13 protein-coding genes are annotated in these 15,502 nt (G+C 64.0%); 10 read left to right on the forward strand and 3 right to left on the reverse strand.

From position 1 onward, the window contains the following. Positions 1-253 precede the first annotated feature (253 nt). Positions 254-2,383 carry an ATP-dependent zinc metalloprotease FtsH gene (ftsH, locus tag L9O85_RS02455; protein WP_256183156.1) on the forward strand — a complete coding sequence of 710 codons (2,130 nt, stop codon included), beginning with the start codon at positions 254-256 and terminating at the stop codon, positions 2,381-2,383. Between the two features lie 69 nt (positions 2,384-2,452). After that, a complete protein-coding gene (locus L9O85_RS02460; protein ID WP_050622710.1) occupies positions 2,453-2,974 on the forward strand; it encodes a GNAT family N-acetyltransferase in 522 nt (173 codons plus the stop codon). A gap of 325 nt (positions 2,975-3,299) precedes the next feature. Here L9O85_RS02460 and L9O85_RS02465 read toward each other — a convergent pair whose 3' ends face one another. Continuing rightward, positions 3,300-3,587, reverse strand: coding sequence for a DUF1294 domain-containing protein (locus L9O85_RS02465; protein WP_050622709.1), 288 nt, complete (start codon positions 3,585-3,587; stop codon positions 3,300-3,302). Positions 3,588-3,849: 262 nt separating this feature from the next. Between L9O85_RS02465 and L9O85_RS02470 the strand changes: the two genes are divergently transcribed. From L9O85_RS02470 to L9O85_RS02480, 3 genes are all read left to right on the forward strand, one after another. Continuing rightward, positions 3,850-4,221, forward strand: a complete 372-nt coding sequence (locus L9O85_RS02470) for a sporulation initiation factor Spo0A C-terminal domain-containing protein (protein WP_077138674.1) — start codon at positions 3,850-3,852, stop codon at positions 4,219-4,221. 93 nt (positions 4,222-4,314) lie between these two features. Further along, positions 4,315-7,455 (forward strand): UvrD-helicase domain-containing protein, encoded by a 3,141-nt coding sequence (locus tag L9O85_RS02475; RefSeq protein ID WP_301579442.1) that lies wholly within the window; start codon positions 4,315-4,317, stop codon positions 7,453-7,455. A gap of 205 nt (positions 7,456-7,660) precedes the next feature. Further along, positions 7,661-8,557 (forward strand): stalk domain-containing protein, encoded by an 897-nt coding sequence (locus L9O85_RS02480; protein WP_301579443.1) that lies wholly within the window; start codon positions 7,661-7,663, stop codon positions 8,555-8,557. A gap of 79 nt (positions 8,558-8,636) precedes the next feature. Here L9O85_RS02480 and L9O85_RS02485 read toward each other — a convergent pair whose 3' ends face one another. Further along, positions 8,637-9,521 (reverse strand): diacylglycerol/lipid kinase family protein, encoded by an 885-nt coding sequence (locus L9O85_RS02485; RefSeq protein ID WP_082203640.1) that lies wholly within the window; start codon positions 9,519-9,521, stop codon positions 8,637-8,639. Between the two features lie 328 nt (positions 9,522-9,849). Between L9O85_RS02485 and L9O85_RS02490 the strand changes: the two genes are divergently transcribed. The 5 genes from L9O85_RS02490 (at position 9,850) to L9O85_RS02510 (ending at position 14,020) form a co-directional block, all read left to right on the forward strand. Further along, positions 9,850-10,578: an AzlC family ABC transporter permease gene (locus tag L9O85_RS02490; RefSeq protein ID WP_301579444.1), complete on the forward strand. Its 729-nt coding sequence runs from the start codon at positions 9,850-9,852 to the stop codon at positions 10,576-10,578. Positions 10,579-10,616: 38 nt separating this feature from the next. Next, positions 10,617-10,910 (forward strand): branched-chain amino acid transporter permease, encoded by a 294-nt coding sequence (locus L9O85_RS02495; protein WP_050625357.1) that lies wholly within the window; start codon positions 10,617-10,619, stop codon positions 10,908-10,910. Positions 10,911-10,922: 12 nt separating this feature from the next. Further along, on the forward strand, positions 10,923-12,080 hold the full coding sequence (locus L9O85_RS02500; protein ID WP_050622704.1) for a bifunctional chorismate mutase/prephenate dehydratase: 1,158 nt from the start codon (positions 10,923-10,925) through the stop codon (positions 12,078-12,080). Positions 12,081-12,092: 12 nt separating this feature from the next. Continuing rightward, positions 12,093-12,830 (forward strand): SDR family NAD(P)-dependent oxidoreductase, encoded by a 738-nt coding sequence (locus L9O85_RS02505; protein WP_050622703.1) that lies wholly within the window; start codon positions 12,093-12,095, stop codon positions 12,828-12,830. 119 nt (positions 12,831-12,949) lie between these two features. Beyond that, positions 12,950-14,020 carry a putative glycoside hydrolase gene (locus tag L9O85_RS02510; RefSeq protein ID WP_301579446.1) on the forward strand — a complete coding sequence of 357 codons (1,071 nt, stop codon included), beginning with the start codon at positions 12,950-12,952 and terminating at the stop codon, positions 14,018-14,020. Positions 14,021-14,126: 106 nt separating this feature from the next. Here L9O85_RS02510 and L9O85_RS02515 read toward each other — a convergent pair whose 3' ends face one another. Beyond that, a complete protein-coding gene (locus L9O85_RS02515) occupies positions 14,127-15,473 on the reverse strand; it encodes a 2-hydroxyacyl-CoA dehydratase (protein WP_301579447.1) in 1,347 nt (448 codons plus the stop codon). Positions 15,474-15,502: the final 29 nt, after the last annotated feature.

Here is a 15,502-nt window from a genome sequence, read left to right on the forward strand (position 1 = left end):
GATCGGAGGAAAACGGCCGAAAAGAGAGGAAACCAGGAAAAAAGACGGGCGATGGGGCAGCATCGTCAACTTTCACAAAATGTTTACAGCGCTCTTTCTTGTTTTTAATAAGGAGATATGGTATGATACTAATCAATGTACCCCGCACACCCGGCCGGAGCAGTCCGAACGATCTTATGGAAAAGGCAGGAGGTTTTCTCCTTTGAAACCAGATAAAGGAAACAATAACGGAAATAACAACAAGAGAAACATCATGGGCCTGGTCAGCATCATCTTTTGGGCCCTGCTGTTCACAATGATGATCAAGAGCTGCACCTCAAGCTATGCCAACATGGGTACTGTGGAAGTGCCCTACACCACCTTCAAGGAGTGGCTGGCGGAGGACAAGATCGACACCGTCAATGTGGAGAACGGCAAATACACCTTCACCCTGCGGGACGGCGTGGAGGTGGAGCTGCCCCGGGAGGAGACCTCCGGCGGGAGCGGAAGCCTGATGAACTCCCTGATCCCTGTTCCCGCCCAGACGGAGGAGGAAAAGCAGTATATCACCGTCCCCCTGGCCGGGGTGGACGACCCGGAGCTGCTGGCCATGCTGGAGGAGCACGCCGATCACGCCTACACCGAGCCGGTGGACGAGTCGGCCTATTTCCTCAGCCTGATCCTCTCCTATGTGCTTCCCCTGCTGCTGATGGTGGGACTGATGATGTTCCTGTTCCGGGGCATCGGTGGAAAGGGCGGCATGGGCGGACTGGGCGGCGTGGGCAAGGCCAACGCCAAGGTCTATGTGGAGAAGAAGACCGGCGTCACCTTCCGGGATGTGGCTGGCCAGGACGAGGCCAAGGAATCCCTCCAGGAGATCATCGACATCCTCCACAATCCCCAGAAGTACACGGAGATCGGTGCCAAGCTGCCCAAGGGTGCCCTGCTGGTGGGCCCTCCGGGCACCGGCAAGACCCTGCTGGCCAAAGCGGTGGCTGGAGAGGCGGGCGTGCCCTTCTTCTCCATCTCCGGCTCTGACTTTGTAGAGATGTTTGTGGGCGTGGGCGCCAGCCGGGTCCGCGACCTGTTCAAGGAGGCCAGCAAGATGGCCCCCTGCATCATCTTCATCGACGAGATCGACACCATCGGCAAGTCCCGCGACAACCGCATGGGCGGCAACGACGAGCGGGAACAGACCCTGAACCAGTTGCTGGCCGAGCTGGACGGCTTCGACCCGGGCAAGGGCGTCATCGTGCTGGGGGCCACCAACCGGCCCGAGGTGCTGGACAAGGCCCTGCTGCGGCCCGGCCGGTTCGACCGCCGCATTACCATCGACCGGCCCAACCTGGCCGGCCGTCTGGCCACCCTCCAGGTCCACACCCGGAAGATCAAGCTGGGAGAGGACGTGGACCTCAAGAAGATCGCTCTGGCCACCGCGGGGACCGTGGGCGCAGACTTGGCCAACCTGGTGAACGAGGCCGCCCTGCGGGCAGTCCGGCACGGCCGAAGAGTGGTCACCCAGGAGGATCTGCTGGCCTCCTTCGAATTCGTTATCGCTGGAAGCGAGAAGAAGAACAGCGTCCTTACCGAGTTTGAGAAGAAGCTGGTGGCCTACCACGAGGTGGGACACGCTATGGTGGCCTACAAGCAGAAGAACGCCGAGCCCGTGCAGAAGATCACCATCGTCCCCCACACGGAAGGTTCCCTGGGCTACACCCTGCTGATGCCCGAGGAGGACAAGACCAACCTGCGCACCAAGGAAGAGCTGATGGCCAAAATCACCGTCTCCATGGGCGGTCGGGCCGCCGAGCAGGTGGTGCTCAACACCATGACCAACGGTGCCTCCCAGGATATCCAGGAGGCCACCAACCTGGCCCGGAACATGGTAGCCATGTTCGGCATGAGCGACGAGTTTGGTATGATGGCTCTGGGCTCCATCCGTAACCAGTACCTGGACGGGGGCTACGGCCTGGACTGCGCCCAGGACACCGCCGCTGTCATGGACAAGGCGGTAAAGGCCATCCTGGACCAGTGCTATCAGGACGCAGTGGAACTGATCCGGGAAAACCTGGAGGACATGCACAAGGTGGTGGCCTACCTGCTGGAGAAGGAGACCATCACCGGCGGCGAGATGGTGGCCATCATCCAGGGGCGGGACCCCGCCCTGGTGGAGGACGCTTACGCCTCCACCCACGGCAGGAGCCGTTCCCTCACTGGGGACATCGAGCCCCCCGCCAAGAACATCCACATCGTCAGTGAGCCGGTGTCTGCGCCGCAGCTCCCAGACGGAGAGCCGGAGCAGAGCGGTCCGGAGGAGCCGCCCGCCCAGCCCCGGGATGACGAGACACCGCCCCCTCAGGACGGGGAAGGGCCCAATGAGAAGCCGGAGCAGGACCGGCCGTAAAGCAGAAGACCGGGGCGGCGCTGAGCCGCCCCGATTTTTTCAAGATCGACAAAGAGGGAGAGAGAAGGTATGATCCGACTGGCGACAGAGCAGGACCTGCCCCTGGTGGGGAGCATCTATGAGGAGATCCTGGCGGAGGAGGAGAAACGGCCCGCCTCCTTTACCAACTGGCAGCGGGGGAAGTACCCCACGGTTGAACACGCGCGTGCGGCCCTGGAGGCCGGCACCCTGTATGTGGCGGAGGAGGACGGAGAGGTGTACGGCTGCGTCAACCTGAACGGAGAGCAGCTGGCGGAATATGCCGCACTGAACTGGTCCGTCCCGGCGGATCCGGAGGATGTCATGGTGATCCACACCCTCTGCATCAGCCCCCGGTGGGCTGGGCGAGGGAAGGCACGGGAGTTTGTGGCCTTCTGCGAGGAGGAGGCCCGCAGGAAGGGGAAAAAGGTGATGCGCCTGGACACCTATGAGGGGAATCTTCCGGCCAACACCATGTATCCCAAGCTGGGCTATACCTTTGTGGGCGGGACGGAGTTCTTCTTCCAGGGCTTTATCCGGGAGATCCTGAACTGCTACGACAAAAAGCTGTAAATGGGAGCTGCGCCCACCTCAGTTGAGGCGGGCGCAGTTCATATCCGGGACCGACACCGGCAGAGCGGGGAGAGGAGGGGGGGCGCGGCGCAGGCCGCGGGCCCCCTCAGCTCGTGGGAAGCGATCCGCAGAGTCCCGCACCCGCAGGTGCGAAGGAATTACAGGCTGCCAAAAGGTCCCTGAAGGACTTTTTGACAGAGTGAATTAAATCTGCTTTTTCGGCGGCATGTATGTGAAAAAATACGACTTGTCCTGCAAGTGTGAACTTTGCCTGTCGTGAGTGGACAAGACGTGCGCACAGCGGGGACAGCCTGCTCCAGGCATATCAGGGCGCCAGCCACCGCCACAGAAAGAAGAGCAGGAGCGCCTGGAACAGAAACAGGAGAGGGAAGCCTGCCCGAAAATACCAGTGGCGGGTCTTGTGGTGGAAAAAGTACATCCCCAGCATCCCCCCCAGGGAACCGCCCAGGACGGGAAAGAAGAACAGGGCCTTCTCCGAAATGCGCCAACAGCCCCGGCGGGCCCGGCGCTTGTCCAGCCCCATCAGGGCGAAGGCCAGCAGGTTTGCAGTGGTCCAATAGAGGCAGGCCAGCTGCCAGAGTTGTGTCCGCATGATTGCTCCTTTCTGATAGGCGGCAGGGGGGACAGAGAAGGATCCCTATCAGAGGATAGCATGAAAGGAAGCGATTTTCCAGCCCCCAAAATAGGTGGAAATAAAAATTCAGGAATGTGGGGGCAGGAGGTGCAGAAAAAGGGGGGAATGTGGACAGCGAGTGTCGAATATAAACGAATCTAAGCGCATATCGTCGGATTTGATATAATTGCTTCCATTTTGTCGTATGATTTCCTTAAAACTAAATTGGGAGGAAATGTCGATGAATGAAATAAATGTAATTCGACGGGAACTGCGCGCCCTAGGGATCACGAGGCGATGCCGCTGTTATGGCCGCATCGTAATGGCCATTCAGCTGGCGGTGGACCAGGAGGACAGCCTGGAGGCAGTGACCAAGGAGATTTACTGGGAAGTGGGCAGCCGCTGCGGGCGGAAATGGACCGCGGTGGAGCGGAACATCCGCACTGCGGTGCAGATCGCGTGGCGGACCAACCCGGAACTGCTGCGGGAGATGGCGGGGTATCCCCTGGACGGGCCGCCCACCGCATCGGAATTTTTGGAGATCCTGTCCAACGATGTGCAGCGGGCGATGGAGAGAAGAGAGGAGGGAGTGTCTTCAACTCCCGGAATATGACAGAAAAAGGGGGAGAAAGCCGGCCCGTGCATTGCACCGGAGAGAGAAAAACGGTATAATGGAGGGGATCCTTGTGAAAAGAGGGGGACATCCATGTATATTGCTGATCTTCATATCCACTCCAGGTTCTCCCGGGCCACCAGCCGGGACTGCGACTTGCCCCACCTGGACTGGTGGGCCCGGCGCAAAGGCATCCAGCTGATAGGGACAGGGGACTTCACCCATCCGGCTTGGCGGGCGGAGATGCGGGAGCAGCTGGTCCCCGCGGGGGAGGGGGTCTATGCCCTGCGGGAGGGGCTGACAATGGAGGGGACTGCGCCCGGGGCCGCCCCCCGTTTCGTGGTCACCGGGGAGATCAGCTGCATCTACAAGCGCCACGGGCGGACGCGGAAGGTGCACAACCTGATCCTCCTCCCCAGCCTGGAAGCGGCGGAAGAACTGTCCGTCCGGCTGGAGGCCATCGGCAACATCCACTCGGACGGCCGCCCCATTCTGGGGCTGGACAGCCGGGATCTGCTGGAGTTGACCCTGGAGACCTGCCCAGAGGCCGAATTCATCCCCGCCCATATCTGGACGCCCCACTTTGCCATGTTCGGTGCCTTCTCCGGCTTTGACACCGTCGAGGAGTGCTTTGGGGACCTGGCGGACCAGATCCACGGAGTGGAGACCGGACTGTCCTCTGACCCGCCCATGAACTGGCGGGTATCGGCGCTGGACCGGCTGAGCCTTCTGTCCCACTCGGATGCCCACTCCCCCTCCAGGCTGGGCCGGGAGGCCGACCTGCTGGACACCGGCCTCTCCTATCCGGAGCTGGTCCAGGCTATCCGCACCGGGGAGGGGCTTCTGGGCACCCTGGAGTTCTTCCCGGAGGAGGGAAAGTACCACCTGGACGGACACCGGAACTGCGGGGTGTGCCTCACCCCCGCCGAGACGGCGGAACGGGGCGGACTGTGTCCGGTGTGCGGGAAAAAGCTGACCATCGGGGTGGAGCACCGGGTGGAGGAGCTGGCCGACCGGCCGGCGGGCTTCCGGCCGGAGGAAGCCAAGCCCTTCGAGAGCCTGGCCCCCCTGCCGGAGGTGATCGCCGCCTCCACCGGCGGCTCGGCCGCCGGGAAAAAGACCCTGGAACAGTATGAGCGCTTGCTGCAGACCCTGGGGCCGGAATTCACTATCCTGCGGGACGTCCCCATAGAGGACCTGCAGCGGGAAGCGGGCCCCTGCGTGGCGGAGGGCATCCGGCGCCTGCGGCTGGGGCAGGTGGAGCGCCGTCCCGGGTTTGACGGGGAATACGGTGCCATCTCCCTCCTTGCCCCGGCGGAGATCCAGCGCCTGAGCGGACAGGTCTCCCTGTTTGGGGCAGAGGAGACCCCAAAACAGGGGGAGAAAAAGCGGGGACAGCTCCCAAAGCGGCCGAAGGCGGCGGAGCGGGAGGGGGAGCAGGGCCTCCAGCGCTCCAATTCCCAGCAGCAGGCGGCCATCTCGGCGGAGGAGCGAACCGTAGCGGTGGTGGCCGGACCTGGCACAGGCAAGACCAAGACCCTGGTGGACCGAATCGCGTGGCTGGTGGAGGAGCGGGGGGTCCGGCCGGGGGAGATCACTGCGGTGACCTTCACCAACCAGGCAGCCGCTGAGATGCGCCAGCGGCTGGAGGAGCGCCTGGGGCGGCGGGCCGCCTCCCGCATGACTATCGGGACCTTCCATGCCATCTGCCTGGCTCTGCTGGGGGATGTGGGGCTGATCGGCCAAGGGGAGGCCCTGTCCCTGGCGGAGGAGACCCTCCGGGTGCTGGGCCGGAAGGGGAGCGCACGGGCGCTGCTCCAGGGGGTGTCCCAGGTGAAAAACGGCGCGTCTCTGGAGACAGCTGGACTGGAAGAGGAGATCTGGCAGGCCTACTGTGCCCGGCTGGAGGAGCGGGGGATGCTGGACTTTGATGACCTGCTCATCCGGGCGCTGGCGCTGGACACTGGGGGCCGGACCTGCTTCCGGCACCTGCTGGTAGACGAGTTCCAGGACATCAACGAGACCCAGTACCGGCTGGTCCGGGCCTGGAGCGCCAGCGGGTCTCTCTTTGTCATCGGAGACCCGGACCAGTCTATCTACGGTTTCCGGGGGGCGGACGGGAAGTGTTTCCAGCGCCTGCGGGCGGAACGGCCGGAGCTGCGGGAGATCCGGCTGGTGGAGAACTACCGCTCCACGCCGGAGGTGCTGGAGGCTGCCGCCCCCGTGATCGAGAAAAATCCGGGCGGTTGCCGCCGCCTGCGCCCCAACCGGCCCTCCGGCCCGGCGGTACGGATGGTGAGGAGCCCGGATGCCTTCTCTGAGGGGGTGTTTCTCGCCAAGGAGATCGGCCGTATGACCGGCGGGGTGGACATGCTGGAGGCCCAGGCCCTGGGCCACGAGCGGACAGTGCGGGCTTTCTCTGACATCGCCGTCCTCTGCCGCACCCATCGGCAGCTGGAGCTGGTGGAGAAGTGCCTGCGTCACGACGACATCCCCTGTGTGGTCAGCGGGCGGGAGGACTTTCTGGAGGACCGCCAGGTGCGGGGAGTGCTGGCTTTCTTCCGCTCCCTCCAAAGCCCGGCGGACCCTGCAGCCCTGGAGACCGCGCTGGGCCTTCTGTGGGACTGTCCCGCCGACCTGGCCGGAAGGGCCCGCCGCCTCTGGACACAGGGGGCAGACCTGGCGGCCTTGGAGGAGGCGGTCCGAGGCTATGGCCATCTGGAGCTTTGGCTGGACCGGGTGAAGGAGTGGGAGCCAGCGGTGGAGAAGGAGAAGCCATGGAAACTGGTAGAGGGCTGGGAGGAGCGGTACGGGACCTCGCCGGCCTTGGAGAAGCTGCGGAATACGGCGGTGTTCTACCCAGCCTTCCGCTCCCTCTGGGAGGCCCTCACTCTGGGGGAGGAGGCGGATGTGCGCCGGGCTGCGGGCCGGGGCTGGGAGTCCGGGGCTGTCCGGCTGATGACTCTCCACGCCTCCAAGGGACTGGAGTTTCCTGCCGTCTTTGTGGCGGGACTGACAGAAGGCACGCTTCCCCTTGAGATGCCCGGCCGTCCGGCGGATCTGGAGGAGGAGCGCCGGCTGCTCTATGTGGGGATGACCCGGGCCCGGGAGGAGCTGATCCTCAGCGCCGGGGGCGGACCCTCTCCCTTCCTGGACAGCCTGCCGCAGGGTGTGGCCCAAGAGCAGGCGGGCCGGAGGCAGGAGCGGAGACTAGAGCAGCTGAGCCTCTTCTGAGACGGGGAGCCCCCAGGTCCGGCAGAATCAGTATACTGGAAAAGAGAGACATCTGCGGCTGCGCCCTTGACAGTGGGTGTGTGTCCCATTAGTATGGAGGAGCGGGGACGAAAAAATAAACGGTCCGGGATGGAACAAAATCCCGTGTCGGGTCGTCTATACAAATAGAAGGAACACTTTGGATACCAGGAAAGGAAACGCGACTATGAAATGGAATCGGCTGTTGGCCGGCGCGGTGTGCGCCTCCCTGCTGAGCGTACCCGTCTGGGCTGTGGAGGGCGGGGAGGCTCCGGCCGCCGGGGCGGGCCAGACATCTTCCACGGCCTGCAGGGTGACGCTGGACGGAGTTTGCCTGGACCTGAGCGAGGCGCCCGCCGCGCCCTACCAGGAGAACGGACAGGTGATGCTCCCACTGTGGAAGGTGGCCCAGGCCCTGGGATGGACTGTGACCTGGCTGCCGGAAGAGAACGGGACCCGCATCGAAAATGAGGATCAGGTCATGAACCTGACCTACGGATTGGACCGCTATGCCTGCGCCAGCAAGTCCTCCATCGGGGCTACCTCGCCGGAGCACTATGGAGCGGCGCCGGTGGTGGTGGCGGGACGTACCTACGTCCCCGCCTCCATGTTCCAGCTGCTCTCCTGCACCGTGACGATGGAGGGGGGGACCGTGGCCCTGCGGACAGAGGGCGCACCACCCACGGAGGACGAACCGCCCTCCGGCGGGGCAGTGGAGTATCAGACCGCAGCCGAGGCGGAGCAGGCGGTGGGGTTCCCATTGAAAGCTCCCGGGGAGCTGGGAGCCCCTGAAAAGATCCAGGTGATCAGCGGAGCGGTGGCCCAGCTGAACTGGCCGGAGGGCATCAGCTATCGGGTGGCCCGGGGGAGCCAGGAGGTCAGCGGCAGCTACACTGCCTACGGCTGGGAACGGAGCCAGAGTGCGGGAGAACAGATGGTGACCATCAAGGGGAATGGGGACTGGACCTATCTGGCCGCGTGGAAGGACGGGACATACAGCCATGCTCTCGCTTTTGAACAGGGCGTGAGCGCCCAGCGGGCAGTCAGCCTGGTTGGGGACCTGGTCCCGCTGTCTGGGGAATAAGCGCATCAAAAAGGAGGGAGCCCCGCTCCGCCGGCACCATGGCCGGCGGAGCGGGGCTCCTTTGAGAAAGAAAGGGGGCTCAGTCCCCCTGCATCACAGTCAGGGCCTGGCGGCAGTTCTCCACTACGTTGATCTCGTGGCTGCCCCCGTACTCCCCATCCAGCGTCCAGGGAATGGGCTTTTCGGCGGTGAACTTCAGATGGGAGGCGTGGAAGGAGAGCACGGCCCCTGACTGGGGGGGCTCCTGTCGGATAAGGGCCTGGAGGCTGTCAGTGAGGTCGGTGATGCTGGTGGGCTTGCGGACCAGAATGACCTCAAACAGCCCGTCATCCAGCACCACCCGGTCTGTAGGCAGGGCCTTCATTCCGCCTACGGAGATGGTGTTGCACACCATTCCGTAAAAGAAATCGTCCTCCAGCACCTGGTCGTCGCACTCGATCCTCAGGTGGTAGGGGGTGATGGAGGGGAGGGAGGCGATGCCCGCCATCACATAGGCCAGATGGCCGAAGGTGTTTTTCAGATCCTGGGGGGTGTCGTAGGATACCTCGGTGAAGGCGCCGAAAGCGGCCACATAGACGAAGGGGCGGCCGTTGAGCCTGCCGATATCCCAGGGGCGGGGAACGCCGGTCTCTGAGGCGGTCTGGGCGGCTTTCACCGGGTCCCGGGGCAGGCGCAGGGTGGTGGCGCAGTCGTTGGTGGAGCCGAAGGGGATGTAACCCAGCACCGGCGGATGGTCCAGCTGCATCAGGCCGGACACCGTCTCGCTGAGCGTGCCGTCCCCGCCGGAGCAGACCACCCGGTCGAACTGGCCGCCCAGCTCGGCGGCGATGCGGGTGGCATCCGCCTTCCCCTGGGTGGGATAGACGGTGGTCAGGTAGCCCGCCTTGGTAAAGACATCCAGAACAGCGGCCAAATCGGCCGTCACCCGCCCCTTGCCGGCGGTGGGGTTGTAGAGAAAAAGCATGGTTTTCAAAGCTGGGGCCTCACTTTTTTATGAGATTGGCGCCCGGAGCGCCCCGTCCTTGGACTCCCCGGATGCTACTGATTACGAATTATTATAAGGAATGGGACGGAAAAAACAAGGGAAAATTTGTGAATCTTTATGTCATCTGTACAGGAGAGAAGAAAGGAACGGGCCCGTTCCCGGAAAATGGCGGAAAAAGTGGGAAAATCCCTTGCGTATCCGGCCAAAAACGAGTAAAATGTGGAACGCAACAAACTTGGTGCCCGGCGGAGGTGTGTGCTGCCCCGTCTCAGCAGACGGCACCACCGCTATGGGGTGAATGAGAGAGATGGATCGAAACGTCCTCTCCGCCGCTTTCCATGTCACCATTCCGGTGCTGATGGGCTATCTGGCCATCGGGATGGCCTTCGGCCTGATGATGGATTCGGCGGAATACAATGTGTTCTGGGCCCTGCTGATGAGCCTGATCATCTATGCCGGGGCCGGACAGTACATGGGGGTGACTCTGCTGGCTGCGGGGGCCTCCCCCCTTCAGACGGCTCTGATGACCCTGCTGCTGAACTTCCGGCACATGTTCTATGGCCTGTCTATGCTGGAAAAGTTCCGGGGGATGGGGCTGCGGAAGCTCTATATGATCTTTTCCCTCACTGATGAGACTTATGCGCTGCTGGCGTCCGCCAAGGCGCCGGAGGGGGTGCGGGAGAAGGACTACTACCTGGCCATTGCCCTGATGGACCACAGTTACTGGGTGCTGGGCACGGTTCTGGGCTCCCTGCTGGGCAGTGCCCTGTCCTTTGACACCACCGGAGTAGACTTCGCCATGACCGCCCTCTTCATCGTCATCGCGGTGGGCCAATGGAAGGGGACCCGGAACCATCTGCCAGCTGCTATCGGCTGCCTGGCCACCCTGGCCAGCCTGCGGCTGGCGGGGGAGGATAATATGCTGATCCTGGCGCTGGTGGTCATCGTGGCCGCCCTGCTGGTATTTTCACCTAAAATGCCGGAGGGACAGGCCCTGCACAAGGCCGGGACAGGAAAGGAGGAGCGGACGCTGTGAACGGAGAGACCACACGGGATCTGCTCCTGATCCTGGTGATGGCCGTGGTGACCTTTGCCACCCGGCTGCTGCCCTTCCTGCTCTTTGACCGGGGGGAGGAGCCCCCCAAGGCGGTGCTCTATCTGGGGCGGGTGCTGCCCCCGGCCATCATGGCCATGCTGATCGTCTACTGCCTGAAGGGCGTCAGCTTTGCCACCCCGGCGGGGTGGGTACCCGCCCTCCTCTCCTGCGGGGCGGTGGTCCTCCTCCATCTGTGGAAGGGGAACGATCTGCTCTCCATCTTTGGAGGGACGATCCTGTATATGGCCCTGGTCCAGGGCGTGTTTGGGTAAGGAGGAGCGGAAATGGAAGACTGTTTGGCCGCCCTGCGGCAAGAGGTGGACCGCCTGGACGATCAGATCGCGGAGCTGTTTTTGAAGCGCATGGAGGTGACCGGCCGGATCGGGGCCTGCAAGGAGGAGCTGGGGCTGCCCCTGATGGACCCCCGGCGGGAGCTGGAGGTGCTCCGGAGCGCAGCGGCGGAGACGTTGGATGAGGGCCGGAAACTAGAGCTGGCCCACCTGTTTGAGACTGTGCTGGCCCTCAGCCGCCGGGACCTGCGGCGCCGGGTGGGAGGGAACGATCCCGGTCCGGGATACAGCCGATGCCGGAGGGCCGAGGCCGCCGCGCGGCAGCCGGTGGAGAGACCCAGGGTGGTCTATCAGGGCGTGGCGGGGGCATACAGCGAGATGGCCTCCCTGCGTTTTTTTGGAGAGGACTGCCGGTGCCAGGGCCTGCCCACCTTTGAAGAGGTGTTCCAGACAGTGGCCCAGGGCGGGGCGGACTACGGCGTGGTGCCCATCGAAAACAGCTCCACCGGGGCTATCCGCCAGGTGTACGAGCTGCTGGGCAGGTATGAGTGCTACATCGTGGGGGAGAATACCGTCAAGGTAGAGCACTGCCTGATGGCTCCCCATGGGGCTACCTTGGATACCATCACCCATGTCTATTCCCACGAGCAGGGGCTCTTCCAGTGCGAGCCCTTCCTGGCCCGGCATCCCGGCTGGGTGGGGGTGGCCCACGGGGACACGGCGGGCAGCGCTCAGTATGTGGCCCAGACCGGGGATATCACCAAGGCGGCCATCTGTTCCAGCCGGGCGGCGGAGCTGTATGGCCTGGAGATTCTGGCCCGGGGAGTCAACTACAACAGCAACAACACCACCCGCTTCGTGGTGGTCTCCCCGGTGATGGAGCTGCGGGAGGGGGCGGACAAGATCTCCGCGGTCCTCAGCCTTCCGGACGAGGTGGGCAGCCTCCATGAGGTACTCACCATCTTTGCCGTCCACGGGCTGAACCTGGTGAAGCTGGAGTCCCGCCCTCTGCCGGGACGGAGCTGGGAGTATCTGTTCTTCCTGGAGTTTGACGGGAGTCTGGCGGACCCGGCGATGGACGGTGCCCTCCAGGAGCTGTCCCAGGCATCCGCAGAGATGCGGGTCCTGGGGAACTTCAAAAGCAATCTGTAAGGAGGAGAGGCGATGGACAGGGCTGTGCTTATCACCGGAGCTTCCCGGGGCATCGGGGCGGCGGTGGCCCGCCGCTTTGCCCGGGAGGGCTGGCGTGTGGGGGTGAATTACCGCACCTCCCGTGGCCGGGCGGAGGCCCTGGCAGCAGAGATCGCCGCCGCCGGGGGACAGACCGCCCTCCTGCCCGGCGATGTGTCTGACCCGGCCCAGGCGGCCGCTCTGGTCCGGGCGGCGGAGGAACAGCTGGGCCCCCTGGACGCCCTGGTGTGCAACGCAGGGGTCGCCCTGCCCCAGCAGTTGCTTACCGACACCACGGACGAGCAGTGGCGCCAGGTGATGGGGGTGGATCTGGACGGGGTGTTCTACACCCTGCGGGCGGCGGTCCCCGGCTTTGTCCGCCGGCAGCGGGGGGCCATCGTCACCGTATCCTCCATGTGGGGGGTCACTGGCGGCTCCTGCGAGGTGGCCTATTCCGCCGCGAAGGCGGGGGTCATCGGCCTGACCAAGGCGCTGGCCAAGGAGCTGGGGCCCTCCCACATCACCGTCAACTGCGTGGCCCCCGGGGTCATCGACACGGAGATGAACGGGGGACTGGATAGCGAGGCCCTGGCCGCTCTGGCGGAGGAGACCCCCCTGGGCCGGATCGGCACGGCGGAAGAGGTGGCGGAGAGCGTGTGGTTCCTGGCAGGGGGCGGCGCCCCCTTCCTCACCGGACAGGTGATCCAGCCCAACGGCGGGATCGTGATCTGACCGCGGGAGCGGGAGAGAGGGAATAGCGCCGCCGAAAGGCGGCATACTGAAATGAGACGACCCCCCGAGGGAGAGGGCGGACCCCTTTCACGCCGGGTGGGTGGGAAAGGAGGTCCGTGATGCGCGGGAAGCGGTTCGTGTACGGCTCCTACCGGGGACGGAGGAGCACCACAGACGTGTTGAAGACCGTAGCCCTGATCCTGGCGGTACTGGTGGTGCTGGCCGTGGCCGGAGTGTGGATGGCGCAGAAATACATCGTCTACGACGACGGGGGTTATCACCTGGAGCTGCCCTTCTTTCAAAAGGAGGGACCGGCCCAGGAGCCGGAGGACTTCCGGGTGGCGGTAGAGCCTGCCGCCTCCCAGCCGGAGGAGACACCGGAGGAGGGAGAGCCCCTTCTGGCGGCGGTGACTGTCCCCCTTTCAGCGGTGGAGGACGGCTCGGCGGAGGCGCTGGCCGCCCAGGCAGGAGCCAACAGCGTCCTGCTGGACATGAAGACAGACCGGGGCCAGCTGGGCTTCGTCTCCCAGCTGGCCATGGCCGCCTCGGCGGGGGTCAACGCCGGACAGGCGGACATCAACCGCCAGCTCCAGGCCCTCAACAGCGGGGAACTGTACACGGTGGCCCGCCTGTCCTGCTTCCGGGACCACGCCCTGGCCAAGGATGAGACATATGCCATCCGGACCAACAGCGGCTACCGGTGGACCGATCCGGAGGAGCTGCGGTGGAGCAGCCCAGCCAGTCAGGCGGTCCAGGACTATCTGGTCGCTCTGATGGTGGAGCTGGCCCAGCTGGGCTTTGACGAGATCCTGCTGGACAACTGGGGCTATCCGGCGGAGGGAAATCTGGGCTATATCAAGCAGGGGAATGCCTACGACCTGGAGCACCTGTCTCAGCCGGTGGAGGAGTTCCTCGCCAGAGCGGAGGCGGCTCTGGAGCCCTACGGGACGCGGCTGGCCCTTCGGAGCACCTGGGCGGTGCTGGAGGGGGATGAGAGTCCCGGCGGCCAGACGGCCCAGCTGCTGGAGCGGTATGCCCAGCGGGTCTGGCTGGAGGCGCCGGAGGACGGTATGGCGGACCTGCTTTCCCAAGCGGGGCTCCCAGAAGGAGAGGAGCGGCTGGCCCTGCTGGTGGAAGAGCTGGACCCAGACCTGGACTGTTCCCAGGGGATCTGGGACCCGGAGGCGTGAACTCCGTACGAGGAAACAGGCAAGGCGTCTGAGTGAGAGCTCAGACGCCTTGTTTTTCTCCCAAAGAGGGCGGAGCCATGTAGCTCCGCCCTCTGGAAGATAGAATTTACGCGTGGGCCCCAGCGTGGGTGTAGGAGGAGGGGGTGGGGGCCGCCTCCCGGGCGGCGGCGGGGGCTTCCCCGCCCTGCTGCTTGGCCAGCGCCTTGGCGTTGGCCAGCATCAGCTTGATGCGGTTCTCCTGGTTGATCTTGGTGGCGCCGGGGTCGTAGTCGATAGCCACCACATTGCTGTACGGATAGTCGTCCTTCAGCTTGCGCAGCATGCCCTTGCCCACGATGTGGTTGGGCAGACAGCCGAAGGGCTGGGTGCAGACGATGTTGGGGGTGCCGGTGTGGATGAGCTCCAGCATCTCGGCGGTGAGGAGCCAGCCCTCTCCCATCTTATTGCCGTCCCCCAGATAGCCCTGGATCATTCGGTGCAGGTCCTGGAAGGTGCCCGGTGCACGGAAGCGGCCGGAGCGCTCCAGCGCCTGGATCATGTCCTTCTGACAGGCCTCGATGTACTTCATAAAGAGCTGGCAGGTAGCCTTCTTGATCCACTTGCCGCCGTACAGATCCACGTCCACTACCCGGTTGTAGATCTTGAAGATCATGAAATCGGTGAGGCCGGGGACCACGGGTTCGGCCCCCTCGGAGAGCAGAAAGTCCTCCAGATTATTGTTGCCCAGGGGAGAGAACTTTACATAGATCTCACCCACGACGCCCACCCGCACCTTCTGCTCCCTGGTGACGGGGATGGAGGCAAAGTCGGCGCAGATGGCGTCAAAGTTGGTCCGCATCTGGCCGCGGCTCATCCCCTTACCCTGCTGGAAGCCCTGGATCAGCCGGCCCTGCCAGGTGGAGACCATGGCGTCAGTGGCGCCCCGCTCCCGCTCATAGGGCCGGACCTGGTTGGCCACATTGACGATGATGTCCCCGTACATCATGGCGTAGACCATCTTGCGGATGATGGGGAGAGTGAGGGAGAAGCCGGGATTTTTCTCCAGACCGGACAGATTCACCGAGATCACCGGCACAAAGGCCAGGTCCGCTTTTTCCAGCGCCTTGCGCAGCAGGTGGATGTAGTTGGAGGCCCGGCAGCCGCCCCCGGTCTGGGTGATGAACAGGGCCACCTTGTGGGGGTCATAGCCGCCGTGCTTGATGGCGTCGATCAGCTGTCCGATGACCAGCAGGGCGGGGTAGCAGGTGTCGTTGTGGACATATTTGAGCCCTTCATCGATGATGCCCCGGTGGTTGGAGGTGAGCATATCCACCTTGTAGCCCTCCAGCTCCAGCAGACGCTGGAACATCCCGAAGTGGACGGGCAGCATCTGGGGCATGAGGATGGTGTACTCCTCCTTCATCTCCTTGGTAAAGAGGAGACGGCCGGTGTCGTCATATACTAGCTTCGCCATATCAAAATCCCTTTCTGCCGATAGTCGCA

It is taken from the genome of Lawsonibacter asaccharolyticus, from assembly GCF_022453915.1.
Lineage (GTDB): Bacteria > Bacillota > Clostridia > Oscillospirales > Oscillospiraceae > Lawsonibacter > Lawsonibacter asaccharolyticus.

Bases quoted from the DNA above. Each gene is read 5' to 3' on its own strand.
- L9O85_RS02515 (WP_301579447.1), bottom strand. From the start codon at position 15,473: ATGGCGAAGCTAGTATATGACGACACCGGCCGTCTCCTCTTTACCAAG.
- L9O85_RS02485 (WP_082203640.1), bottom strand. From the start codon at position 9,521: ATGCTTTTTCTCTACAACCCCACCGCCGGCAAGGGGCGGGTGACGGCC.
- L9O85_RS02465 (WP_050622709.1), bottom strand. From the start codon at position 3,587: ATGCGGACACAACTCTGGCAGCTGGCCTGCCTCTATTGGACCACTGCA.
- L9O85_RS02480 (WP_301579443.1), top strand. From the start codon at position 7,661: ATGAAATGGAATCGGCTGTTGGCCGGCGCGGTGTGCGCCTCCCTGCTG.
- L9O85_RS02475 (WP_301579442.1), top strand. From the start codon at position 4,315: ATGTATATTGCTGATCTTCATATCCACTCCAGGTTCTCCCGGGCCACC.
- ftsH (WP_256183156.1), top strand. From the start codon at position 254: ATGGGCCTGGTCAGCATCATCTTTTGGGCCCTGCTGTTCACAATGATG.
- L9O85_RS02500 (WP_050622704.1), top strand. From the start codon at position 10,923: ATGGAAGACTGTTTGGCCGCCCTGCGGCAAGAGGTGGACCGCCTGGAC.
- L9O85_RS02490 (WP_301579444.1), top strand. From the start codon at position 9,850: ATGGATCGAAACGTCCTCTCCGCCGCTTTCCATGTCACCATTCCGGTG.
- L9O85_RS02460 (WP_050622710.1), top strand. From the start codon at position 2,453: ATGATCCGACTGGCGACAGAGCAGGACCTGCCCCTGGTGGGGAGCATC.
- L9O85_RS02470 (WP_077138674.1), top strand. From the start codon at position 3,850: ATGAATGAAATAAATGTAATTCGACGGGAACTGCGCGCCCTAGGGATC.
- L9O85_RS02510 (WP_301579446.1), top strand. From the start codon at position 12,950: ATGCGCGGGAAGCGGTTCGTGTACGGCTCCTACCGGGGACGGAGGAGC.
- L9O85_RS02495 (WP_050625357.1), top strand. From the start codon at position 10,617: ATGGCCGTGGTGACCTTTGCCACCCGGCTGCTGCCCTTCCTGCTCTTT.
- L9O85_RS02505 (WP_050622703.1), top strand. From the start codon at position 12,093: ATGGACAGGGCTGTGCTTATCACCGGAGCTTCCCGGGGCATCGGGGCG.